The organism is Fusibacter sp. QWL-12 (genome assembly GCF_058683495.1).
Genome location: NZ_CM178745.1, coordinates 1,063,737 through 1,089,456, shown reverse-complemented (window position 1 = coordinate 1,089,456; position 25,720 = coordinate 1,063,737). Strand labels below are relative to the sequence as shown.

Genomic DNA, 25,720 nt, shown 5'->3' with positions numbered 1-25,720 from the left:
AAATTCTATGGTACTATTGAAACTCAGATTTGTCTGAGTTTTTTATTTAGCCAAAATCTCGGTTGTGGTAAAGTTATAATAATCGAAGTCAGAAAATTTTATTTTAATCTATGAATATAATATTAATATAGTTGTTAAATTGTTATTTCATCATAGATGAACTATAATAATACTATGGTACTTTTATCCTATATCGGGTATAAGAGAGATATCGTTCAGAATGGAAGGAAAAAATATGGATAATAAACGGTTTTATGAATATGAAAACACAAAACCTGAGACAATAGCGACTATAAAAAACAACCCTTGGAAGACGATATTAATATACATGGTGCTAGGCTTTGCGTGGATTAAATTTTCAGATACGATTTTAGCAAAACTGGTTAGAGATTATCAAATGTATACATTGATTCAATCGATTAAAGGTTCATTTTATGTGTTTTTAACTGGTGGGTTATTGTATATCTTGATAAGGATGGACAATCGAAAGATTTTTCAATTATCAAAATCTCTTACTGAAAAAAATCAAGATTTGGTCAGCTTTTCTGAAGAAATGATCGCAGTAGAGGAAGAGCTAAAAGAAAACTATGAATCACTGCAAAATGCGATGAAAGAAGTTGAAAACCACAAGCTCTTTATTGAAGGTTTTTACTCGAATACCAATACGAGTGTTATCGCTTGGCGTCTTTCTGGTGAAATAGTGGAAGTGAACCCTTTTTACACAGAGATCACACAAACTAAAGCACATGAGATTATGGGGAAAAGTATTTCTGAAATAGTCTTTGACAAGAAAGATTTCAATCTTGAAAGTTTAATTACCAACCTCAGAAAATATCCTTTAGACAATAAATTTGAATCTGAGCTTTGTACCAACGAAGGAAAATGCCTTACTTTTCTTTGGTCGAATGCAATTATGAATCATCCAGAATTGAATGAAGAAGTTGTCATCTCTTTTGGTTTAGATATGACAAGAGAAAAAGAAAAAGAAAAGATGATTTATGACCTAGCTTTTAAGGACAAGCTGACTGGCTTGAGTAATAAAACGGTTTTTGAAACTGAGATTAATCAGCTAATAGAATCAAGACAGAACTTTACGTTGCTTTATCTTGATTTTGATAACTTTAAAAATATCAATGAAGTTTTAGGTCATGCCCAAGGAGACGCATTCCTAAAAAATTATGCAAAATCGATTGATGAGGCTATGCCTGAAATCAGTTGTTATCGCTGGTCGGGGGATGAGTTCATACTTGTTGCTCAATCAGATGATGAAACTGAGATTAAAGAAGCAATTACCAATATAATGAAACTGACAAAAAAGAAATGGGTAATGTCAGATTTTGAATACTTTCCATCTATCAGTATCGGTGTAACACAATTCCCCAAAGATGGTTTCAGCCACATAGAGTTACTTAAAAATGCTGAAATGGCGCTCTACAAAGCTAAGGAATCTGGAAAGCAGCAGTGCTGCTATTATGAAAAAGCATTTCAGTCAGAAGTAGAAAGACTAATTTCCATAGAAAGCACTATCAACAGAACGCTAATTGCAAATACTTTTGAGTTGTTTTATCAACCTATTTTCCGCTTAGAGGATCAAAAAATTGTCGGGTTTGAGGCTTTACTGCGTTGGCAGGATCAGACTCAATCCATTTCGACAGGTGACTTAATAGATGTTGCAGAGAAAACAGGTCAAATCATTGAAATTGATCAATGGGTAGTGGAAAATGCTTTTAAGTTCAGTAAGGCTTATTTAAAAGAGATAGGTATAAGCATTTCAATTAACTTATCAACTAAATCTCTGACTTCATCACAGTTGATTCCACTTGTGAGTCAATTGGTTGATAAATATGAGGTCAATCCTAATATTATCGAGTTTGAAATTACGGAGCATTCATTAATTGAAAATTTTGAGGTCTCATTAAATTCAATTAATGAGCTAAAGAGAATTGGGTTTAAAATTGCTCTCGATGATTTCGGTACACGCTTTTCATCGTTGAATTATTTAAGAAAAATTCCGTTTGACACATTGAAGATAGATAAAGCCTATATTGACCAGCTTTCAAGAGGTGGTAAGGATCAGTTGATTGTCGAGCAAATCATTCAGCTTTCCAAGAAACTAGGGTTAAAAACAAATGCCGAAGGTATAGAAGAACTATCTCAGGCAAATCGTTTAATCTTTTTGGGATGTGACTATGGACAAGGCTACTATCTTTCTAGACCAGTTCCTGAAGCTAAAGCGCTAGAGTTAATGAGTAAATAAATGGAAAGAGGCTGCTTATGATTGAGAATAGTAATCCGATGGCTTTTTTAAGGCAAAGAGTGCTACGAATGATTTTAATGGTAAGTATTATTTCCTTTTTTCTTGTAGCAGGAATTAATGTATTTAATAGTAGACCGATTCTGAATGTTATTTTGCCATTATTTGGGAGCTTTGTAGCTATATTTTGTTATGTGATGGTTTTGAAAAATAAGTTTATTAATCAGATCAAGTACAGCTATTCAATATTTTTATGTGTGATCTATCTGCCTATGGCTTGGTTGTCTTCACCAGGCTCATACAGTGCGATGGCCTTTTATGCTGTGCTTATATTCTTTGTGGGCATCGTTCTTACAAGTAGGAATATCGATTACATCTTTCCGATAATATCGTATCTTGAGATAATATATTTTTTAAATTATGAACCCAAACATCCGGAACAGTACAATGTATATTCGGATTTGACAGTTAGAGGTATAGACTTATCCATTAATTTTACAGTGGTTAGCATCATTATTTTTGCATTAATGTTACTTGTAAATAACTTTTTTAAATCGGAGCATAAAAGAATCTATGAGCTATCTATTACGGATCAGCTCACAGGTATATTTAATAGACGACATATGTTCCATGAGTTAGAGCGCTATTACGCACTCAATAAAGGTTCAAAGGATTTTCTAGTATTAATGATGGATTTGAACAATTTTAAAAAGGTTAATGATAATTTTGGACACAATGCAGGTGATGAAGTGTTGAAAAACTTTGGCACTATTTTAAATAAAACGTGTCGAAAAAATGATTTGCCAGTGCGCTATGGAGGTGATGAGTTTATGCTCATCTTACCAGATACGGACTATGAAGGTATTGAAAGTATAAAAAACAGAATTGATGAAATGTTTTATGAGACCGTAAAGAAGTACGAAAGTGTTCACTTATCAGTAGGGTATGGTATAGCTAAGAGTGAAGGTAGGACCATCGAAGAAGTTATTCAGCAAGCGGATGACCATCTATACCGTAATAAAGCTGAACTGAAGCATCATGAGATCAGTAAGAATCATTAGGAGGCCAAGACATGTATGAAGCACTTTTAACAGATGAAATGAAACCCTGGAGAGACTTATTACTTGTACACCAATTCGCTGTTGATGAGATCCGTACAAAGCTGACAATCCTTGATGAAGAGTTTAGAACCATTCATGACTATAATCCTATAGAGCACATTCGCTATCGTGTTAAGAAACCAAAGAGCATTAAAGAGAAACTTGTAAGAATTGGGCTTGAACCTACTATTGAAAATGCAAAGTCTAATATTTTTGATATCGCTGGGATTCGAATAATCTGTGCATTTACTGCAGATATATATAATGTTTTAGAACTGTTATCAAGACAGTCTGATTTTAAAATTGTGGAAGTAAAGGATTATATTAAATATCCTAAGGAAAATGGCTATAAGAGCTTGCACGTTCACGTTGAGTATCCAGTTTATTTATCGTCAGGTGTGGTGCCCACAAGAGTAGAAATTCAATTTAGAACCATAGCCATGGACTTTTGGGCGAGTATTGAACATAAAATTTATTACAAATACCGTGAAAAGGCACCCAAGGTGATACAAGCAGAATTGAAAGAATGTGCAGAGCTGATTACAAGTTTGGATGATCGCATGTATATGCTCAAACAGGTGATTAACGAATTTGAGGAGAAACATCCAAGGCTTCAATCAGATAATAATTTTTATAGAGAAGAAAGTAATTATTTTAAAGAAGCATTGCCAAATCTTCAAGTACCATCACTTAAAATTGAAGATTAACTTGCTTGTAATAAAAATGAAATTTAGGTTAGGGTGAAATGGGGTTGACAATTATTTTTTACATCCCTATAATCTAAAGTAAGTCACTAACCCGAAAGGAGAGATGTCAAATGTTAGAAATCAGAATAGAGGTAATGGAAAACTAACTGGATATTGGCCAGTGCTTTTGCGCTGTGCATTTCTTTCGAGCAATCTGATCGCGTTAATACAACACGTCTTATGGCGTGTTTTTTTGTATCTAAAATCCGCGGATGGTCGTCTGCGGTATTTTTATGCCCGGAAGAAGGAAAAATATGGCAATTTGAAAAGGAGAAAATTAGATGCAATTAGAATCAAATAAGCAATTTGAAACAGAATGTATAAGTGCGACAACTCATATAAGTAGTTTAAGAGATCAGAAAGGTTGTGATAGAGTGAATTTAAAACAATATGGATTCAATGATTTTTTTAAAGATCAATACGATTCAAATATTAGAACAATAGAAGCACAAAATAGTGATTCAAAGGAAATTTATGTACCAGCTAGGGTCGTTTCGGACTTTGGACAAAAGGTGAAAGTTATGACAGAAAATGGCGAACGTACGGTTGCCAGACCACAAAGATCCCATGTTTTTGATCAGCAATTAGCGACGGGGGATTGGATCATAGCAGGGTTTACAAACGATTCTGATGAAGGGAGTGTTAAGACAGTTCTTAAAAGAGCGACAAAGTTCTCACGTGCAGCAGCAGGTAAAGAAGTAAAGGAACAAATTGTTGCGACCAATGTGGACACGGTATTCATCATTCAGTCACTAAACCATGATTTTAACATGAGACGTCTAGAACGATATCTTGTAGCTGCATGGGATAGTGGCGCAAATCCGGTGATCGTATTAACTAAGCTTGACTTGTGTGAGAATGTAATGGATAAACTGATGACCGTTTATGAAGTGGCGCCTGGTGTGGATGTTATTGCGGTTAGTAGCTTTACCGGTGAAGGCATTAAAGAGCTCGATCGATATATAGAAGAAGGTAAAACAGTTGCTGTAATGGGATCTTCAGGTGTGGGTAAATCTACGTTGATTAACACGCTCTGTGGTAGACATGTATTAAAAACACAGGACATCAGAGAAGATGATAGTAAAGGCCGACACACAACCACACATAGAGAGTTGGTCTTAATGGAAAACGGGGGGATTCTTATGGACACGCCCGGAATGAGAACGCTTTCATTGTGGGAGTCGGATGAAGGTATGGAAAAAATGTTTGGCGAGGTTGAACGGTTGGTAAAAGCATGTCGATTCCATGACTGTACACATCAAAATGAACCTGGGTGTGCAGTGAGATCAGCCCTTCTAAAAGGAGAGTTAGATCAACACAGATGGGATAGCTGGAAAAAACTTCAGAAAGAACTTCGTTTTTTGGACAGAAAAAAGAACTTGAAAATCAAGTCCTTAGATCGTAAAAGTCAAAAACATTTGCCTAGACAAAAAAGAGTTTCTGTAGAGGATTACTAAAATTTCTGCTGTTCGATAATTTGATGAATTTTTTCCAATGTATGTTTGTTATCACTTGAGTTCTCTAAGGTGATTTCATCAATAAAAGATTCAAATGCATTCAGCATCAAAGGGTGATTGATTGCAAAGACAATATGGGGGGAGTCAGTTTTATAGATTAACACCCCTGTATTTTTCTTAAATGCGAGATAGATGTTATTTGGAATATCGTTGGAACAAAATTTAAGATGATAGTGCTTATTTTCTTTTAACAAGCGTTCAACTACTGATAATTGACGATTCACGTACGAAGATTTCAGAAAATTAGGTCCAGGGATATAAGTGTCGACGTCAATGCAGCTAGGCTCACTTAAAAAACTTTGATTGATCCAGTCGTTACGCTTGCTACTTTTTAGATGTAAGTTAAACAGACTATGACGTTTTTCATAATAATGGATATAGTAGGCTTTCAATTCATCACTCATGGTACCAGTGTTAATAACCTGACAATAATCCTCATAAGACAAAGTAGCGAAAGGCAGTCCTTGTCCTATCGTCACTAAGTCGCCTTCTTGGCCTTCAAATTCTAATAAGAGCTCGTGAAACTGCTGAAGATTTCTTTCGTTATAGATTTTCATGAGTGGGCGACAGACTTTAAGGTACGTATTAAATTCTTCTGTTAAGGTCTGTATCATTTTAGTATCGTGATAAAAGATCTGTTCCATAGATTCTGTCCCTGCAATTGCACTTGATGTTAATGCTGCGATTCCAGGTGCTATAAACAAAGTCTTTTTAAATAAGGCTTCTTGATAACTAGGGTAGTAATAAGGCTCAATTTGTCCCGACAGATAGAGTGGCAACCATCTTTCAATGGCGACAATTTGTTCGTTGGCATCTCGATCAACGGTGTGGATGATCTTTATTTTATGTCCAATTCGCATTAGCTCAGCTAGCATTAAAGCCCACTTTTGAGTAAATTGGGGGTCTTCCATTAACCAATCCATAGGTTCATCACTATAAAGTAATAATTCGGTGAGTTTACCTGAAAGAATGACTGAGCTTAAGAAGCGAATCACTCCTTTTCGCTTACCCTCACGACCGTGATAAACTTCTACTTTTAAACGGTCACCAACAGGCATTTCGTCTAGTAGTTCCTTATTAAAGGGTAGCTCATAATTTTTATAGTTTTGAATCTGAGATAAAAATTTAGTTGCTATACTAGAGACGTTTATATAATCGCTTTTTAACCAGTTTAAAATTTGCTCATATAGATTTGAGCCATCACTATTGGGGTTAACAGATAAGAGTTCGAAAAGACATTGTCTATCTGTAGCATGTTGCATGATATATTCGGCAATCATTTCTACATAGGCATCGTTCTTAAGTGGATCGCGCTCTCCAGAACGCCATCGACTAATTAGAGATGGGTCGACGGACATGAACTTGGCCATTTTGTTGTTTGGGATATTTAATAAATTCATCAAAAGATCAAATTTCTCATTAAATCTCATACTTATCCCTCCATGGATTGAGTATATCACAGCAGCAAACAAATATTAATAAAAATTAACAAAGGACATGCTTCTATTGAAGTATGTCCTTTAATGTTAATTGAATTCATTGTATTTTGATGTGAATGAAGGATTCTAAAATGACTGTTGAAGCGAAGTGCAATGAAAGAAATAATATTAAGCCTTAAACTTGGTCATTTCAACGGATAGATTAGCAACATCTTCGTTTAAGTGTTCAATTGCTTGAACGATTTCAGAAACACGCGAAAGCTGCTCTTCGGTTGATGCGTTAATCTCTTCTGTTGAGGCTGCAGATTCTTCGCTGATTGCAGCCATAGATTCTAGAGATTCTATTAGTTCATTCTTAAGTCCTTCAATGGTTTGAGCTTCATCAATAAAGGCATCAATAATGGATTCAACCTTTGAAACACTTCCGTCAATATTTTGAAAGACAGTTACGGTTTCATCAATATTTGATTTTGCGCGATCGACCGAACGTATTGTAGATAAAACAGTGTCGTTTGTCGTATTGACGATTTTGACGATTTCATCAATAATGGCATTGATTTCTTCAGCAGAAGCTGATGATTGTTCTGCCAGTTTACGAATTTCTTCTGCAACTACAGAGAATCCTCTTCCAGCTTCACCAGCACGGGCAGCCTCTATAGAAGCATTGAGTGCTAAAAGGTTGGTTTGATTTGAAATTCCCTTAATCGTACCGACAATTGTTTCTATTGTTTGTGAGCTGACACTTAAAGCTTGAACCTGAGATGAAACATTTTCAGTACTGTCTACAGTTTCTTGGAAGACCGCTTTAAGCGCATTTATTTTTGAACGCCCAATCTGGTTAGTTGATACCATATCGGTTGTAACTGTTTTTGCATTTTGTAATTTATCATAGATGACATTGACGCTATCACCTAATTGATGACCAGTATGAAGTCGATCACTAACACTAGAGGCAAGATCGGTCGCGCCATATGTGATTTCTTCGATTGCTTTTGTCACTTCCTGAGTTGTGGCACTTAAACCATCAACATTACCAGAAATGGTTTCAGAAGAGTTCGCCAGATTATTGATACTTGTTGTGACTTCAGAAATCAAATGTCTAACATTTGCAGTCATGGTATCAAACTTAGCTGACAATGAGCCAATCTCATCTTTAGAAGTATAACCAACAGAGGTTCTAAAGTTTCCAGAACCAACTTCAATCATCGCTGTTTCTACACGTTTTAAAGGTTTTGTAACATATTTTTTAACCATACTAGAAATCACAAATACAAGTAAAAGAACTGAAATCACAACGACAATGCCATTGTTCAATAAACTTTTTAGTATAATTTCTGTAACGACTGATTTTGGATAAGTTACAACGATTGTAAACATATCAACAGACTCTTTATAGGTGAAGTAGTCATTACCATCTATGTTATAAGTTGAGTTAACTGATGAATTTGAAAGTGCTTTTGAGAGCCAAGGAAGCTCAGATGCTGCTGTACCGACCAAGGTAGGATCATTACTTGCGATAATAAAGCCATTTTCATCAACAATTGTACCAAAACCACTATCTCCTATAACCAATCCTTCAATTCTCTTTTGAATATCCAAATTTTCAAGTAAGTCAATTAGTGTAGTAGGGATAAATCCGATGATGACGACTCCTGGCACATCTCGTCTAGAAACTGCGACAAACTGATACATCTTACCGTCTTTTTCTCTTGGAGCGGGCTCAAGTGCCACCCATTGATCTCTTTGACCGATAAGCGGGCTAAAGGTTGACATAGAAGGATCATCTGAAATTTTATTGCCAAATATCTTTTCATCATTACCATACTCTACGACGCCATTGACATCTGTTACCCGTATTTCCTCAATTCTTAGTTGATCCGCAAGCTTATCCATATTATATGTTTTTAGCCAGGTTTGATTGTAAACAATCATTTCTGCTATCGCTTGAGCGATGACTGCGTTCTTATCATTCATAGCATCTTTCGTTATCTGTATAACATCTTTTGCAGTGTGGAGTTCGTTTGTGATGTTTTTGATTTGATCAGCTAACTGACGTTCTACGATGTTTTCTAAGGATGAATTGGTTGAGTAAATACTAAATAATGCCTGAAAGCCAATTGCAATAATGATAATGATACTAGTGAAAAGGACGATTCTTGCTCTAATTTTCATGTGCATCCCCCTTGTGTTTATGATGTCTTATTATAGCACATTAGTCCTAATTGGACACAAAAAATATTAACTAAATGTAAGTTTTATTACATTTATTTTTGTTTTCAAAGTCGTACAAGCAACTGAAAATACTTGTTTTTAAAAAATGTCACGATAAGATTGTGTCAATTTTGGTGGTCTTTTGTTTGTAAATTTTAATCCCTAAAAATATAATGCAATTGTAACAGGCCAGTTATAAATGTTTGAAAACGAATAATGATTGAAAATGAATAAGGGGGACACAATGGAAAAAACTTCTGTAAAAAATAATGTCCAAAGATTTGGACGTTTTCTAAGTGGTATGGTATTGCCAAATATTGGTGCATTTATCGCTTGGGGTATTATCACAGCATTCTTTATTCCTACAGGTTGGTTGCCAAATGAAAAATTAGCGACACTTGTTGGACCTATGATCATTTACATGTTACCATTATTGATCGCATATACAGGCGGTAAATTAATCGGTGGTGTTAGAGGTGGTGTCGTTGGTGCGGTTGCGGCAATGGGTGTTATCGCAGGTTCAGATATTCCGATGTTTATCGGCGCGATGATCATGGGACCTCTCGGCGGTTTCGTTATTAAAAAATGGGACGATGCAGTCGAAGGTAAAATCGCTGCTGGTTTTGAAATGTTAGTTGCGAACTTCTCAGCTGGTATTATTGGTATGTTATTAGCACTTTTAGCAGTTGTAGGTATTGGACCAGTTGTATTAGCACTCAATAACGTTTTAAAAGGTGGCGTTGAAGCAATCGTTAACGCTAACTTATTACCATTTGCATCACTCTTTATTGAACCAGGTAAAATCTTATTCTTAAATAACGCGATGAACCATGGTGTATTAGGACCTTTAGGAATCCAAGAAGTTGCTGAACACGGAAAATCAATCTTCTTCTTACTTGAAACAAACCCAGGTCCTGGTCTTGGTATTCTTTTAGCTTACTGGTTCTTCTCAAAAGGTATGATTAAAGAATCTGCACCAAGCTCAATCATTATCCACTTCTTTGGTGGGATCCATGAAATCTATTTCCCATATGTATTAATGAAACCAATCCTTGTACTTGCAGTAATCGCTGGTGGTATGAGTGGTGTGTTCACATTTAACTTACTTGGTGCTGGTTTAGTTGCTACACCATCTCCAGGAAGTATTATGGCACTTATAATGATGGCACCAAAAGGTGGTTTGCTTCCAGTTCTTGCTGGGGTTGCAGTCGCGACAGCAGTATCGTTTGTTGTTGCAGCATTCTTCTTAAAGAGAAGTGAAGTTAAAGAAGAAGCATATCTTGCAGCACAAACTCAAGTGGGTAGCATGAAAGCAGAATCAAAAGGCAAAACACAACAAATTTCTGCTACTAAAGGTTCTGTAAGAAAAATAGTAGTTGCTTGTGATGCTGGTATGGGATCTAGTGCAATGGGAGCGACAACACTTAAGAAAAAAGTAAAAGCAGCAGGTCTTGATATTATCGTAGTCAATACTTCATTAGATGAAATTCCATCAGATGCAGATATCGTTATTACACATGAAAGCTTAGCTGAACGTGCAAGAACAAAAGCTGGAAATGCTGAGTTAATCGCAATCGATCAATTTGTTGGCAACCCAGTTTATGATGAATTAGTCAATCGTTTAAAATAAGTCCAGTTAAGAGACAGTGAGTGAAGCTCACTGTCTCTCTCTATTTACAGTGTTATTCAATTTTGTCACTCATAAGTTGTGACATGCTCTACCTATCTTTTGATGTATCTATTATAAAAAGAGCGTATAATAATAATAGAACCGTTGTCAGAATATTTTAATGATAAACAGTGTCTCAAAAGATGGGGGTAACAAGTGGAGTATTCAAAGAGAGTTGTAGAAATCATCGAGATGCTTCTCGAAAAGAGTGATTATCTCTCAATCGCCCAGTTGGCGGACGAAATGAATATAAGCAAACGGACAATATTTAGAGACATGGACGATATAGAAGCGTTTGCAAAAGACTTTGGTATTGAGCTTACAAAAAAATCAAAGCTCGGCTTAAAGGTTGTGGCAGATGCAAAGCAAAGAGAACAAATTCAAAATTATGCAAACAAGTTTAAAGGGACTCATTTTTCACAAGAGGAAAGACTCAATCAAATCATTATGGAGCTTCTAAGAAGTCGAGAACCTAGAAAATTTTATTACTTCTCAAATTTATTAGGCGTTTCAGAAGCAACCATTTCTTACGATATGGACAAGATTGAGCCTTGGTTCAAAGAACGATCAATTACACTCGTTCGCAAGCCGGGTTTTGGTGTTTTCGTTAAAGGGAAAGAGATCGATTTTAGAAAAGCCATCGTCGACTTTTTATATCAAAACTATGAACATCAAGATCTTGTGGCTATGATTAGCAATACAAGTGGCTTCGTTGAAAACGTCATGGATAAAGAAATCAGTTTGAAAGTGAGTAAAATCTTATCAAAGTATGAGACCTATATCGCTAATCGTTTAACCGATCAATCCTACATGGGCTTAATGATTCATTTATCCATTGCAGTTCAAAGGATTTTAAGAGGCGAAAGCATCATTATGAATGGTGATATTTTGGATAATCTTAGATCGGATTCACAATTTGACATCGCCCGCAACATTGGTGTTGATATTGAAAAGGAGTTTGACATCAAGTTTCCAGAGGATGAGCTTGGTTATATCACGATGCACCTTAAAGGCTCCAAGTTGAGAACGGGGGCTCTGATTGATCATCAAGATCTGATTATATCTAATTTTGAGCTTAGTAGACTTAGCTCTGCTATGATTCAAAAATTTAAGGAGTTAAGTGGTTACGATCTCAAAGAGGATGAAAAACTTCTGATTGGCCTCGTTAGCCATCTTAGACCTGCAGTCACAAGGATGAAATTAACCCTTGATATTAGAAATCCACTTCTTGAAAAAATCATGGAGATGTATCCTGAAATATTTAAGATGTCATCTGAAACAGGTAAGTTAATTGCAAAGCAATTTGATGTGGAAGTGCCAAATGAGGAAGTGGGTTATATTGCGATGCATTTTGGTGCAGCCGTAGAAAGATATTTGAAGCTCCAAGGCATCGAGAAAAAAATTAGGACAGGGGTTGTGTGTTCAAGTGGTATTGGGACTTCAAGTCTCTTGTATTCCAGACTTGTAAAGCTCTTCCCAAGATTAGAAGTCGTTGGACAGTTTTCAAAGGAAGATGTGATTTACAATCGCATCTCTGAACATCAGTTAGAGCTTCTGATTACAACCATAGCGCTTGATGCGAGTGAATTGCCATCTATACAGGTAAATCCACTGCTTATGACAGAAGATATTGAACGCATAAAACAGGTTGTCAGTATTTTAAGCAATAACGTTAGACCTTATAAAAGCCAGCTCGAAAGAGAAAAACAGGATGAATCCGAATCCGTTAAGCGCATTCATGCACTAACAGAAAGTGTCATTACCATTGAACGGAATCTAAAGCTGTTTAGGGATATAAAAGCAAAAAATAGTGAGCAGCTTTTAAAGCAAATAGCTGATGCAAATGCAACTGATAGTAAGCATAAAAAACAAATCATCAGTGTTTTACAAGAAAGAGAAAAGCTAGGAAGTACTGTACTTCAAGGTGAAGGTATTGCTTTAATTCATGGCAAATCAGAAGTGATTAAAGAAATGACTTTTTCCGTATGGCGTTTGGCAAAACCAATTACCATGCAAGCATTTAGACGAAATGAATTGGTTGATAAAGCGGTTGTTATGCTCATTCCGGAAAATGCGTCAAAAGTACAACTTGAAGTAATGAGTTTATTAAGTAAAGCGCTAGTGGAAGACAATTTAATGATTCAAATGATCTCAGATGCAGATGAAAAACTTTTATTGGGCCACATCAAGGGGATCATGCACAAATGGCTCAATAGACAACTAAAGACGGGAGGACTCTAATATGGAGCGCTTACAAAAATCCGGTCGTTTCTTGTCTAGAATGGTGATGCCAAATATTAGTGCTTTTATCGCTTGGGGAATTTTAACCACTCTGTTTCATTCGGATGGCTGGTTGCCCAATGCAGAACTTGAACAAATTATTGGACCTATGATTTTTTATGCACTACCTCTTTTGATTGCCTATACCGGCGGTAAAAACATCGGGGGTACAAGAGGGGGAGTCATAGGCGTTATAGGGACTTTTGGTCTTATAGCAGGCGCAGATATTCCAATGTTTATTGGTGCGATGATTATGGGACCACTCAGCGCATGGCTATTAAATAGGTTCGATCAATTTTCAAAAGATCGAATTCCAGCAGGTTTTGAGATGTTAGTGACTAATTTTAGCGCAGGCATCATAGGGGTTGCACTCACGTTAGTTTCCTTTAAAGCTGTTGGACCTTTGATCGTTTTACTCAATGAACTACTTAAATCAGGAGTAGCTTTTGTTTTAGATCGTGGACTATTGTTTATGTCTGCTATCTTTATTGAACCAGGGAAAATTTTATTTTTAAACAATGCAATCAATCACGGCATCCTTGGACCATTAGGCATTGAAGATGCGTTGGCACATGGTAGCTCAATCTTTTTCTTATTAGAGACTAACCCAGGTCCTGGTCTTGGCATATTGCTCGCCTACTGGTTTTATACAAAAGGAATTGCAAAAAATAATGCACCAAGCGCGATGATTATCCACTTTTTAGGTGGGATTCACGAAATTTATTTTCCGTATGTCGTTATGCGTCCAGCTCTTTTTGGCGCAGTCATACTGGGTGGCATGAGTGGTACATTTGTTTTTCAATTACTCGGCGCAGGTCTCAGAGCGACACCCTCACCGGGAAGTATATTTGCCGTTCTCGCATTAACCCCTAGAGATCAAATTCTTGGTGTTATTGCAGGAGTCACTGTATCTATGGTGGTTACATTTATACTGTCCTATCTCATTTTCAAGAGGTATCCACTTCAGGATACAGAAGAAGAAACACAAGAAAAACAAAATTTCGAACTGATCTTTGATGCCTTACCACAAGGGCGGAAGATTACCAAAATAACGTTTGCATGTGATGCTGGCATGGGTTCCAGTGCTTTAGGTGCATCACTATTAACAAAGGTTGTGAAACAAAACCAGATGAATTTACCCGTTGTAAATGTACCGATAGATGCAATCCCATCTGATTCAGATTTAGTCATCACATACACGGACCTCCTTAACAGAGCGAAGCGACAAGCACCGGGCGCGATTCATATTGGCATAAAAGATTTTCTTAACAAGGAAGTCTATGAACAGTTGGTTGATGCTATAAAGGCATATTGTATTATAACGGAGGTAAAAGAAGAGATGAGCAAACCAAATGAAATACTAATGAAGGAAAATATTATCTTAAATCGTGAATCTGTAACTATGGAAGAAGCAATTAGACATGCAGGAGAGCTGTTAACTAAGAGTGGCTATGTTGGAGAAGGATACATCGATGGAATGCTAGCGAGAGAGCAGAAGTTTTCTACTTACATTGGCAACAATGTCGCTATTCCACATGGTGAAAATAGCGTTAAAGATGTTATCTTCGAGTCTGGAATCGTCTTGGTTCAATACCCAAATGGTGTAAGTTTTGGAGAAGGAAAGCTAGCTAAAATTGTCATCGGCATCGCTGGAAAGGGCAATGAGCATATTCAATTACTTGCGAACATTGCTGAAGCGATTGAGGATGACGCAATTCTTGAAAAAATGCTGACAACGACTGATCCAAACTATATCTATGAACTTTTTTCAAGTGAAGGGATGATGTAGCATGATTCTAACGGTGACGCTGAATCCAGCAATTGATAAAACCATAGAGGTTAAGAATTTTGAAATTGCCCAGCTCAATAAGGTTCTAAATACACTTCAAGATCCAGGAGGTAAGGGAATCAATGTATCTAAAGTCGTAGAGTCATTGGGTGGTAAAAGTATCGCAACTGGATTTTTAGGTGGATCTGCAGGTAAATATATCTCTGATGCCCTTGAAAGACTTGAAATAGAACAGTCTTTTATCAGGATTCAAGGTGAGACCAGAACGAACATGAAAGTGTTTGATGCGGCGACACATGAAACGACAGAAATCAATGAACCTGGTCCATTGGTAACTGGAGCTGAAACAGAAGCCTTGCTAGATAAAATAGGCAAACTGCTTAAAAGTGGCGATATCCTAGTCATCTCTGGAAGTGCGCCAAAGTCAATTTCTTCAACTTATTATGCAGATCTCGTAGCAGTTGGTAAAAATGCAGGTGCTACCGTATTTTTAGACGCCTCTGGAGATGCATTTGTCGAAGGGATTAAAGCCAAACCTGATTTTATTAAACCCAATCGTCATGAACTTGAAGTGTATTTCGGTCATGAAATACCAACAGATGCTGATCTTAAAGTTGCAGGAGCTCATTTTATAGAAAAAGGCGTCGAAAATGTATTTATCTCACTGGGTGGTGAGGGTGCATTTTACTGTGACAAAGACCATGCATTCAGGCTGAGACCACTTAAAGTTGAGGCACATAGTTCAGTTGGTGCAGGTGATGCTTTTGTAGGTGCATTTGTCTATGGACTAGACCGAGAATTGGGTTTAAATGAATGTTTGAAATTATCAGTTGCAACGAGTGCAGGAGCAGTTATGACCGTTGGGACAAAGCCTATGAATGTTGAATGGATTATGAATCAACTGGATTTGGTCGTTATAGATCAAATTTAAACAGAAACCCATAGATAACGTTAAAAAGAGGAGTAAATATATGAAAACAAGAGCAGTAAGAATGTATGGTCAAGATGACCTTAGACTTGAAGAGTTTGAACTCCCAGAAATCAAAGAAGATGAAATACTAGTTAAGGTGGTTTCAGACAGTATCTGTATGTCAACTTTTAAAGCAGTAAAGCAAGGTAGCAAACACAAACGTGTTCCAGAAAACATTGCAGAGCATCCAATTATCGTTGGCCATGAAATGGCAGGTGTAATCGTAGAAGTAGGTAAGGTGCATCAAGATAAATTCAAACCAGGTATGAAGTTTTCACTTCAACCAGCGCTTAACTATAAAGGTAGTCCTTATTCACCAGGTTATTCTTATGAGTTTTTCGGTGGCAATGCAACTTATAATGTTATTCCACCAGAAGTCATGGAGCTAGGTTGCCTACTGATTTATGATGGTGACAGCTATTTTGGTGCTTCATTAGGTGAACCAATGTCATGTATCATTGGCGGCTATCATGCAAGCTACCATACAGTGCCATATAAATATGAGCATGTAATGGGGACAAAGAAGGACGGCTTTGTTGCCATACTAGGTGGTGCTGGCCCAATGGGGCTTGGTGCAATCGATTATGCACTTGCAATTGAAAACAAACCATCAAAAATCGTAGTGACAGATATTTCTGATGACCGTTTAAACAGAGCTGCTAAGTTTATTTCACCAGAGAAAGCAGCTGCAAAAGGCGTTGAATTAATTTATGTGAATACAGCGAGTTACGATGATCCTGTTGCACATCTTAGAAGCTTAACCGATGGTCATGGTTATGATGATGTTTTCGTCTATGCACCAGTGGTACCTTTAGTTGAGCAAGGGGATAAGATTTTAGCATACGATGGCTGTATGAACTTCTTTGCAGGTCCTACGAATACTGAATTTACAGCGCCTATTAACCTTTATAACGTACACTACAACAATACGCATATTATGGGGTCAACTGGCGGAAATACCGACGACTTGATAGAAGCGTTGGATATGTCCGCTAAAAATCTCATAAATCCTTCAGTTATGCTGACACACATCGGAGGCTTAGACTGTACGATAGATGCGGTTATGGATCTTCCAAACATTCCAGGTGGAAAAAAATTAGTTTACAACCATATCAATATGCCGCTTACTGCCATAGATGATTTCGCAGAGCTTGGCAAAACAGATCCATTATTTGCGAAGCTTGCAGAGCTAGTAGATAAATACGATGGTTTATGGAATGCAGAGGCAGAAGCATACCTACTGGCTTACTATAATGTAGATTAATTGTGAGGGAGAATAATATGAAAGTATACGAGTTTACACTTCAAAATACACATGGATTACACGCTAGACCAGCGGGACTTTTCGTTCAAGAATGTGGTAAGTTTCAATCTTCAGTAGCGCTTTTCAAAGGAGATACTAAGGTCAATGGCAAAAGTATGTTGGGTCTTATGAAGATTGCAGCCTCTAAAGGCGATCAACTCAAACTTGAAGTTGAAGGTGCTGATGAGGAAGCTGCATTAGCTGCTTTAAAAGCGTTAATTGATAATAACTTCGGTGAATAGTCAGATAAAATAAGTGCGTTGTCATTGACAAAATGTCAAAAGGACTTGTTATAAAATTGAATTCGTTTTATAGTGGGGATGAGGTGATCAAATGAGCATGGACATCCCCATTACTTTAAAAACTGGTTTTTTTCAGTCTGAACCAGCAGTTATGAAGATTGATAACCGCAATCGGCAAATTTTATTTGTATGTGAAAAGGGCAATAAAGTTTTTATTGTGGACTTCCCTCAAATAATGAAGGTTTATTATAATCCACTTGCCAATGATGAATTAACCTTACAAACGATTCAAAAAAATTATATCGCCAATATCGAAAAGCAGATACTCGGAAGAGGCATCATTGACTTTTTTAAAATCGAATTTGGCGATAAGTTTAGAGTTGTGCAATAAATTTTTATAAACCATTAGAATTCAGTTAGGCATTAGCCCTAAAGCATACGATTACTGATAAGCGTTTAGTTGTCTATAATCGATAATTAGAAATTCAAGACTTATAGCGTCCAGTCAATGGGCGCTTTTCTATTTTCTATTAAAAAAGCATTTGTTTTTGAAAAAGGCTTACTACCCCAAAATCCGCGATACACAGAAAGTGGACTTGGATGTGGTGCTTTTAGGATGAGGTGATTGGGATTTGTAATAAGTGCAGCTTTACTTTGAGCTGGCTTACCCCAAAGCCAAAATACCACAGGGTCGTTTCTATCGTTGATGATGCGGATGACTTCATCTGTGAACTTCTCCCATCCCTTGCCTCTATGCGAGTTGGCTTCGCTGGCTCTAACGGTTAAAACGGTGTTCAATAGGAGGACGCCTTGCTCTGCCCAATGTTTCAAATAACCATGCTTTGGAATCTCTAAACCGAGATCATCGTGCATCTCCTTAAAGATGTTTACAAGCGAAGGTGGTGTTGGCACCTCTGGCTTTACGCTAAAGGATAAGCCGTGTGCTTGACCAGGTCCATGATAAGGATCTTGTCCCAAAAGAACAACCTTCAGATTTTTAAAGCTCGTATACTGAAAAGCGTTAAAAATATCATTTTTGTCTGGATAGATGGTATGTTCTTGATACTCGGAAATTAAAAACTGTCGAAGTGCAAGATAATATGGCTTTTCAAACTCACCAGATAAAATATCATTCCAATCGTTTTGTAATATTTGTCCCATAAGACCTCCAAGCTGAATTTACTTAAGTCTAGCACAATTTGTTCGTTTTTTAAATGCGTCACGATTGAATTGGAAAAAATATCATACATCTATCACATAATTCAGCTAAAATAAAGATGAGATCTCACAAAGAAAGAGGCTATCATGCAATTAGTAAATAGAGTGGATGCCATTCAAGATGCAATAGAATATATTGAGAGTCATTTGAATGATGCGATCGATATTGAACGCGTAGCAAGTGTGGCTTGTATGTCCTTAAGTGGCTTTTACGAGTTTTTTAAAGTGCTCACAGGTATGACGCTTAAGGAGTACATCCGAAAAAGAAGGTTGTCAGAGGCAGCATTTTTGCTGACATCAACGGACAGAACGGTTTTAGAAGTTGCACTTGATTTTCAATACGAGAGCTATGAAGCATTTTCAAGGGCTTTTAAGCTCCTATATGGCATGTCCCCTAGCGCTTATCGCAAAAGAGCTGAATTTGTCGCGACATTTCCACAAATACAGAAGATAAAAATATCTGAAAGGAAGGACAAGCGTATGCAGATCGATTATAAAATGAACAACGACCAAATTATGGAGGGCGTTAATCAGTTGGGTGATGGATATATGATTGACGTTGACATAGACTACTTTGGTAGAATTAATGATAATTTTGGTAGAATTGGCGGCGATTTTGTGCTGACCGAGCTGCCTCATAGAGTGAAGGAAGTCCTTAAGTCATATGGCTATCAGACCGAAGTCACCCGATTGGGTGCAGATGAGTTTATTATTTTGATTAAGGATGATGATGCCTCTAACATCAAAGCGTTAGCCGATGCGATAATCAAGCGGTGCTCAGAGCCCTATCATTTTAATGCACAAGAAATTCACCTTACTGTAAGTATCGGTATGATCCCAATAACAGTAGGCGTAGATCCTCAGACTTCTCTAAAAGCAGTTGAGGCATCTATGTTCGCTGCAAAACGCAAAGGCAGAAATCGACTTGAGATCAATAACGATTGATTGCAGTGACTGAATTACACAATTATTTGTGAATTTTTATCTATTTCAGTATATAATTTATAAAAAGAGGAGGTGTGCGTGTGAGTACGATACTACTAGTAGACGATGATCCTAAAATCAGAGATATTATTAAAGAATATATGGCGATAGGAGATTTTACGCTGCTTGAGGCATCTGACGGTCTAGAGGCACTAAAAAGAGTCGAAGAAAATCTGATCGATCTCATCGTTTTAGATGTGATGATGCCGAAGCTAGATGGTTGGCAAACGCTAAGAGAAATTAGAAAATCACATCGCATACCTGTTATTATGCTCTCTGCAAGAGGTGAAGAGTACGATAAATTACTTGGGTTTGAGATGGGGGTAGATGATTATGTGGTGAAGCCCTTTAGTCCAAGAGAACTGCTTGCTAGAATCAAAGCGGTCTTAGCCCGTGCGACGACGCCTGTCACTGACAGCGACTCTAAGTTGATTTTCGACGGTTTAATATTAGATGCGAATGCGCGTACGGTCGATAGAGAAGGTGAACGCCTTTCTTTAACGCCAAAGGAGTATGAGCTGCTATATTTTTTAATGCAAAATCCAAGACATGCCTTTTCAAGAGAGCAGCTTTTAAGTGCGGTTTGGGGTTACGATTTTTATGGCGATGATCGCACCGTGGACACTCATATAAAAATGCTGAGAGAGCATTTGGGTGACTATAGAAACTTTATTGTAACGGTTTGGGGTGTCGGCTATAAGTTTGAACCTAAAAATTGAGGTGGCGATGAAGGGGTTACGTAGTAAAATTTGGGCTTGGTTGATGGCGCTTGTAATGGTGATTATCGTGCTACTTTGGTTGTTTCAAGTGGTTTTTTTAGAGAATTTCTATTATAAGGTTCATTTTAACCTAATTGAAGATAAAGTTATGGCCGTTGCGGGTCAACTTGAGACGTCGAAGCTACAAGATGCGACTGATCTTGCAAGTGCGCTAAGTAGTAATCAGTTGGATGCGCTAGAAAGCCTGACCGAGGTGTCAGGACTGGGTGTTATGCTGATTAACAACGATGGTGTATCTTTATACCAAGAATCCTTGGTATTTGAGCAAATGTTCAAGAGAAGTTTAGCGGTGCAGTTAGAATCAGCACTTCTAGGTGAAACTCAGATTGAGATCATCAGTCATATGCGATTTGACACCGAATATTGGGTGATGACGCATCCTATTAAAGATCCAAATGGCAATGTCATAGGGGCTATTGCAGTTACAGCCCCGATAGAAGCGGTCTCAGAAACGGTCGGCATTATCAAGCAACAGTTGATTTGGATTACTTTGATAATTCTTGTTTTGGCATCTGTAGTTGCATTCTTAATTGCTAGAGAATTAAGTCGACCACTATTGAAGCTAGAGAAAGCCACTCAACAGATCGCGGAAGGACAGTTTGAGATTGAGACTGGGATTATACGGCGTGATGAGATTGGACAGCTGGCGAGAAACATCGAGGAGATGGGTCACTCATTAGGACAGATTGACCAGCTTAGGAGAGATCTGATTGGCAATCTATCGCATGAACTAAGGACACCTCTCAGTGTCATCAAAGGATATTCTGAAACGATGATTGATGTTACTGGTGACGATCCGGTGAAGCGCAACAAACAGCTTAACCTCATCATAGAAGAAACCAACCGATTGACCGATATGATTCAGGACATTATGGATTTATCGAGACTTCAATCTGGTCAAATGGCTTTAGACCGTGATGCGTTTGACCTCATGGAAGTAATCAGGCAAATTAAGCTAAAATTTGAGATTTTTACTAGGGTTGAACTTGAGACGGATATTGAGATGGCCATCGTGTCAGCAGACCGGTCAAAGATTATACAGGTGTTGACCAATCTAACCTCCAATGCCATACATCATAGTCAAGCAGTGGGTGAAAATGCTGCTAAAGTGATTTTAAAACTGATATCAAATGACAGTGGTTATCGCGTTGAAATCATTGATTTTGGTAAAGGGATTCCACTCGAAGAACAGAGCAAAATCTGGGATCGATTTTATCAAATAGAATCGCGAGAGGATGGTAAACCATCGGGTTCGGGTGTTGGACTGGCGATCGTAAAAGGCATTTTGGAGGCGCATCAGTTCAATTATGGTGTGGACTCAGTTCCAAATCGGGAAACACATTTTTGGTTTGAGATACCTAAGACGCAACATTTACAAGAGTAATAGATTGTATATTAAGAAGTAAGTTGAACTCAACTTACTTCTTTTTTTTTTAGCCACAATCTCGCTTGTGGTAAAATCTGAAGGCTCGATGCCTGAAGATTTTTATTAAGCCATAAACTCACTTATGTTATTGGCAAAGCTGATAGGTGTTAAGATTTTTATTGTCATTTATCTTATACTCAAATAAATATCAGAAAATTCTGAGAAAACATTTGCAACTTTGATACGAAGGTCATATAATAGGATAAAATCTGTGGTATTACCACAAGGGGGTTTTATGACGAAAGCCATCTCAGCTGAAAGCTTAGCGGAAAATTACATACTTGAAAGGATTTTAAATGGGTTTTATAAACCCTTACAATACCTTGAACCAGAAAGAGAGCTAGCGATTCAGTTGACGCTTAGCCGACCTGTCATCCATAAGGCGATTATCAGACTTGAAGCTAAGGGGGTCGTGACGATTGTTCCTCGCAAAGGCATTCGGGTCAATGATTATACTGAGTCGGGAAAGCTCAGTTTGCTTGAGCACCTCTATCCTCTGGAAAGAGGTAAGTATCCAGCACTTAATAAAGCCATGCTGCAGTTTTTAATCAGCAATCTCAAAGCGACCTTATATGAAGTGAACCATTTGCCTTTAGAAAGAAAGCAAGACTTAATCAATCAGCTAAGTAATTTGGAAATCTCAGAAGGTAGCCATTTGTTTGCTTGGGTTAAAATGCTAGCCAGAGCCATCGATAATCCCATATACGCCATGCTATTTAATGAGTTTGAAATTGGCGTCGTCAATGTGGGCAAAGCCATCATCGCTCATAGTGGCAAGGGTTCTGTAGTCAGCTGGCTGAAGGCTATAGAAACAGCAGTTTTAGGGGGGACAGATGAAAAAGAAATCAATCAGGCAGTCGATGGATTTTACGAAAAAGTGATTTATGCTTGGTTAAGTATAGATCTTCATTTCAATGGTTTACAAATTAGATGATATATAGGGGGAAAACCATGGAAGAAAAACAAACTGGGGTCATTAAGACCTTTATCAGCGCCATATTGATACTTTTGGCGCTGCTCGTCGCCACGGGCATACTGACTTATCTTGTGCCTGGTGGAACCTTTGATCCGATCACTGGAATTTATGAGCAGGCGGAGAAGTCAGGAATACCGTTCTGGCAGATTCTCGCCGCACCAATCCTTGTATTGGGAAGTGATTCAGGTGTTCTGGTCATTGCAATTATTTTATTCTTACTTGTAATAGGCGGTGCAATTCACTTACTAAAAGCGACGGGATTGCTTGAAAGTGTCATTCAAAAAATAGTCATTCGCTATCAGACCGACGAGAAACGACTTTTAGCGCTTTTGATTTTAGTGTTCATGTCGTTGGGTGCCTTTGTGGGGGTATTCGAAGAGGTGGTGCCATTGGTTCCAATGATGCTTGTGCTCGCCAGTCGTATGGGTTGGGATGATCTGACTGGGCTGGGCGTCAGCATCTTAGCGACTGGGCTGGGTTTTGCAGCTGCGGTGACGAATCCATTTACCATAGGTGTCGCGCAAGAACTAGCGGGATTGCCGATGTTCTCAGGTGCGTTGTATCGAATCATCGTATTCGGAGTCATCTATGGCGCTACGTATCTCTTTATTCTAAGACATGTTAGAAAAACTAAGAAAACCACACAGGTTAATGAAGGACAATCGCAGTTAAGCGAGACGGATGCAGTATCTAATAAAGTAATGCTCTATTTTTTATCTATAATGGCTATTATGTTTATTATGATTGCAATGGTGCCATTCGTTACTTGGATCAGGGATGTAACGCTGCCCATTATAGGTCTTCTTTTTCTAATAGCTGGGATAGGGGTTTCAAGGCTCAGTGGACACACTGGAAAGTGGACGGCTAAGACGTTTTTCACTGGCGCAAAGGAGATGTCACCTGCCATTTTGTTGGTTTTACTTGCAACAGGGATCAAATACGTGCTGATGGAAGGACAGATTTTAGACACAATTTTATACCATTTAACTGTTTTATTTGAGCATACTTCGCCATTGGTGGCGCTGTTTTACAGCTTTTTGCTGGTGATGGCCATGAACTTTTTTATCGGATCGGGAAGTGCAAAGGCTTTTATACTCATGCCAATTCTGATGCCTTTGATGGATTATTTGGGAATCGGACGGCAACTGGGGATATTAGCGTTTCAATTTGGAGATGGCTTCTCCAACATCATGTATCCAACCAATGCAGTTTTACTCATTGCGCTGGGTTTATCAAAGATGAGCTATGGCAAATGGCTTAGGTTTGTTCTGCCGTTTCAAGCGGTATTAGCAATTTTATCTCTGGTGGGTCTCAGTGTGGGCTACTGGCTACAATACGGGTTATAGGAGGCGTTATGGCATTTAATAGCAATAGTGGATTTATGTATTTATTGGCACTTGGCGTGATCGTTTTTGTCATTGCGCAGTCCAGTTATTTTCTTTATAGAGCGATCAAGCAAGCTAAGGTAATGGGGATGACTTCAGATACCATTAGGCGAACGATAAAAAGCAGCGCGGTTTTTACCATAGCACCTGCCGTTTCTATCCTACTCGGCGTTATTTCACTATCGAAATTTCTAGGCTTACCACTACCTTGGATTAGGCTTAGTATATTGGGGGCGATTACCTATGAGCTGACTGCAGCAGCTTCAGCGGCGGCATCAGTTGGTGTTTCCGTTTCAGAGCAAATTAAGGATCCTGTGGTTTTCAGTACCATTGCCTGGGTTATGACCATAGGTATTATCCCAAGTGTTATTTTGATTCCACTTTTTCTTAAAAAGATTCAGAGTGGTCTGGAATCGGTAAAGAAAAAAGATGAGAAGTGGGGCGAGCTCTTTGTAACTGCCATCTTCCTTGGGATGATTTCCGCCTTTCTAGGGGTTGTTTTTGCGGACATAAGAGAAGGTCTAAAGGGATTTATTCCAATTTTCGTCTTGCTGAGCTCAGCTGCGATTATGATTATCTGCGGGCTTTTACTGAAAAAATACAAGCTCAGGTGGCTTCAGGACTACGCGTTGCCATTTAGTATACTCGGTGCAATGGGATTTGTAATCCTCATTACACGCGTGATAGTTTAGGGGGTGCTGGATATGTCTAATTTAAATCAGCAAGCAAAATCAAATTCAACAAAGTCAAAATCAACAAAGTCATATGAGGCCTCAGTGCATACCTTCGGACGAATCTGGATGCTTTGTGCATTTTTTATGATGCTGGGCATTCCTGTACTGATTAGTACCTATTTCAGTGCATGGCCAGCAGCAAGCAGTGTGATAAAAGGTCTTTTAGGCGTTGCACCTATCTTTTGGACGGTAGCGGTTATTGAGATTTTAACTTATACGCCGATGCTTGGCTCAGGCGGTTCCTATCTAGGGTTTGTCACTGGTAATCTGACCAATCTAAAGGTACCCTGTGCACTCTATGCCATGGAAAATGCAAAGGTGAGCCAAGGGACACTTGAGGGCGAGGTTATCTCGACGATCGCCATAGCGACATCATCTATTGTAACGACGTTGATTATCGCCTTAGGCGTATTGATGTTGACACCTCTGACTCCGATTTTAAATTCTGAACTACTAAAGCCAGCATTTGACAACATTCTGCCAGCGTTGTTCGGTGGTCTTGCTGTAGTCTATGTCAGTAAAAACTGGAAAATTGCGATGGCACCATTGGTCTTTATGTGCCTATTGTTTATTCTAGTGCCTTCTCTGGCGAGCTCTGTGTCGGTTTTGGTACCAGTAGGAGCTTTGATCGCCATCGTTACAGCGCGGATTTTATATAAAAAGGGTTTACTAGAAGACAAATAGAAAGGGTGGATGAA

At 38.1% G+C, this 25,720-nt stretch carries 21 protein-coding genes; 18 read left to right on the top strand and 3 right to left on the bottom strand.

Going from position 1 to position 25,720, the window contains the following annotated elements:
* Window positions 1-235: 235 nt before the first annotated feature.
* The 4 genes from AC4PID_RS05660 (at window position 236) to rsgA (ending at window position 5,557) form a co-directional block, all read left to right on the top strand.
* The gene (locus AC4PID_RS05660; RefSeq protein WP_492134595.1) at window positions 236-2,257 is read left to right on the top strand and encodes an EAL domain-containing protein; all 2,022 of its coding nucleotides are present in this window, start codon (window positions 236-238) and stop codon (window positions 2,255-2,257) included.
* A gap of 17 nt (window positions 2,258-2,274) precedes the next feature.
* Window positions 2,275-3,315, top strand: coding sequence for a GGDEF domain-containing protein (locus tag AC4PID_RS05655; protein WP_492134594.1), 1,041 nt, complete (start codon window positions 2,275-2,277; stop codon window positions 3,313-3,315).
* Between the two features lie 11 nt (window positions 3,316-3,326).
* Window positions 3,327-4,061, top strand: a complete 735-nt coding sequence (locus AC4PID_RS05650; RefSeq protein WP_492134593.1) for a GTP pyrophosphokinase — start codon at window positions 3,327-3,329, stop codon at window positions 4,059-4,061.
* 320 nt (window positions 4,062-4,381) lie between these two features.
* On the top strand, window positions 4,382-5,557 hold the full coding sequence (gene rsgA / locus AC4PID_RS05645) for a ribosome small subunit-dependent GTPase A (RefSeq protein WP_492134592.1): 1,176 nt from the start codon (window positions 4,382-4,384) through the stop codon (window positions 5,555-5,557).
* On the opposite strand, the gene AC4PID_RS05640 is transcribed toward rsgA, so the two are convergent.
* Entirely contained in the window at window positions 5,554-7,047 is a 1,494-nt protein-coding gene (locus AC4PID_RS05640) for a hypothetical protein (RefSeq protein ID WP_492134591.1), read from the bottom strand. The genes rsgA and AC4PID_RS05640 overlap by 4 nt on opposite strands.
* Before the next feature lie 177 nt (window positions 7,048-7,224).
* A complete protein-coding gene (locus tag AC4PID_RS05635; RefSeq protein ID WP_492134590.1) occupies window positions 7,225-9,228 on the bottom strand; it encodes a methyl-accepting chemotaxis protein in 2,004 nt (667 codons plus the stop codon).
* Between the two features lie 283 nt (window positions 9,229-9,511).
* On the opposite strand from AC4PID_RS05635, the gene AC4PID_RS05630 reads away from it, so the two are divergent.
* The 7 genes from AC4PID_RS05630 (at window position 9,512) to AC4PID_RS05600 (ending at window position 17,911) form a co-directional block, all read left to right on the top strand.
* Window positions 9,512-10,897 (top strand): PTS mannitol transporter subunit IIBC, encoded by a 1,386-nt coding sequence (locus AC4PID_RS05630; protein WP_492134589.1) that lies wholly within the window; start codon window positions 9,512-9,514, stop codon window positions 10,895-10,897.
* A gap of 195 nt (window positions 10,898-11,092) precedes the next feature.
* On the top strand, window positions 11,093-13,177 hold the full coding sequence (locus tag AC4PID_RS05625) for a BglG family transcription antiterminator (RefSeq protein ID WP_492134588.1): 2,085 nt from the start codon (window positions 11,093-11,095) through the stop codon (window positions 13,175-13,177).
* Window position 13,178: 1 nt separating this feature from the next.
* On the top strand, window positions 13,179-15,005 hold the full coding sequence (locus tag AC4PID_RS05620) for a PTS mannitol transporter subunit IICBA (RefSeq protein ID WP_492134587.1): 1,827 nt from the start codon (window positions 13,179-13,181) through the stop codon (window positions 15,003-15,005).
* 1 nt (window position 15,006) lies between these two features.
* Window positions 15,007-15,936 (top strand): 1-phosphofructokinase, encoded by a 930-nt coding sequence (gene pfkB / locus AC4PID_RS05615; RefSeq protein ID WP_492134586.1) that lies wholly within the window; start codon window positions 15,007-15,009, stop codon window positions 15,934-15,936.
* Window positions 15,937-15,976: 40 nt separating this feature from the next.
* Window positions 15,977-17,239, top strand: coding sequence for a zinc-binding dehydrogenase (locus AC4PID_RS05610; RefSeq protein WP_492134585.1), 1,263 nt, complete (start codon window positions 15,977-15,979; stop codon window positions 17,237-17,239).
* 17 nt (window positions 17,240-17,256) lie between these two features.
* Window positions 17,257-17,520: an HPr family phosphocarrier protein gene (locus AC4PID_RS05605; RefSeq protein WP_492134584.1), complete on the top strand. Its 264-nt coding sequence runs from the start codon at window positions 17,257-17,259 to the stop codon at window positions 17,518-17,520.
* Window positions 17,521-17,611: 91 nt separating this feature from the next.
* Window positions 17,612-17,911, top strand: coding sequence for a hypothetical protein (locus tag AC4PID_RS05600; RefSeq protein WP_492134583.1), 300 nt, complete (start codon window positions 17,612-17,614; stop codon window positions 17,909-17,911).
* Window positions 17,912-18,012: 101 nt separating this feature from the next.
* Here AC4PID_RS05600 and AC4PID_RS05595 read toward each other — a convergent pair whose 3' ends face one another.
* A complete protein-coding gene (locus AC4PID_RS05595; RefSeq protein WP_492134582.1) occupies window positions 18,013-18,681 on the bottom strand; it encodes a uracil-DNA glycosylase in 669 nt (222 codons plus the stop codon).
* Window positions 18,682-18,825: 144 nt separating this feature from the next.
* On the opposite strand from AC4PID_RS05595, the gene AC4PID_RS05590 reads away from it, so the two are divergent.
* The 7 genes from AC4PID_RS05590 to AC4PID_RS05560 all read left to right on the top strand — a co-directional run bounded on the left by AC4PID_RS05590 (window position 18,826) and on the right by AC4PID_RS05560 (window position 25,706).
* Window positions 18,826-19,683, top strand: a complete 858-nt coding sequence (locus AC4PID_RS05590) for a helix-turn-helix domain-containing protein (RefSeq protein ID WP_492134581.1) — start codon at window positions 18,826-18,828, stop codon at window positions 19,681-19,683.
* An 80-nt stretch (window positions 19,684-19,763) separates the two neighbouring features.
* Window positions 19,764-20,441 (top strand): response regulator transcription factor, encoded by a 678-nt coding sequence (locus AC4PID_RS05585; RefSeq protein WP_492134580.1) that lies wholly within the window; start codon window positions 19,764-19,766, stop codon window positions 20,439-20,441.
* Between the two features lie 7 nt (window positions 20,442-20,448).
* A complete protein-coding gene (locus tag AC4PID_RS05580; protein WP_492134579.1) occupies window positions 20,449-21,885 on the top strand; it encodes a sensor histidine kinase in 1,437 nt (478 codons plus the stop codon).
* Window positions 21,886-22,162: 277 nt separating this feature from the next.
* Window positions 22,163-22,861 (top strand): FadR/GntR family transcriptional regulator, encoded by a 699-nt coding sequence (locus AC4PID_RS05575; RefSeq protein ID WP_492134578.1) that lies wholly within the window; start codon window positions 22,163-22,165, stop codon window positions 22,859-22,861.
* A 17-nt stretch (window positions 22,862-22,878) separates the two neighbouring features.
* A complete protein-coding gene (locus AC4PID_RS05570; protein ID WP_492134577.1) occupies window positions 22,879-24,249 on the top strand; it encodes a Na+/H+ antiporter NhaC family protein in 1,371 nt (456 codons plus the stop codon).
* Window positions 24,250-24,257: 8 nt separating this feature from the next.
* A complete protein-coding gene (locus AC4PID_RS05565) occupies window positions 24,258-24,980 on the top strand; it encodes a DUF5058 family protein (protein ID WP_492134576.1) in 723 nt (240 codons plus the stop codon).
* Window positions 24,981-24,992: 12 nt separating this feature from the next.
* Complete coding sequence (locus AC4PID_RS05560) at window positions 24,993-25,706, top strand: hypothetical protein (protein ID WP_492134575.1); 714 nt, start codon at window positions 24,993-24,995, stop codon at window positions 25,704-25,706.
* The last annotated feature ends 14 nt before the right edge of the window (window positions 25,707-25,720 follow it).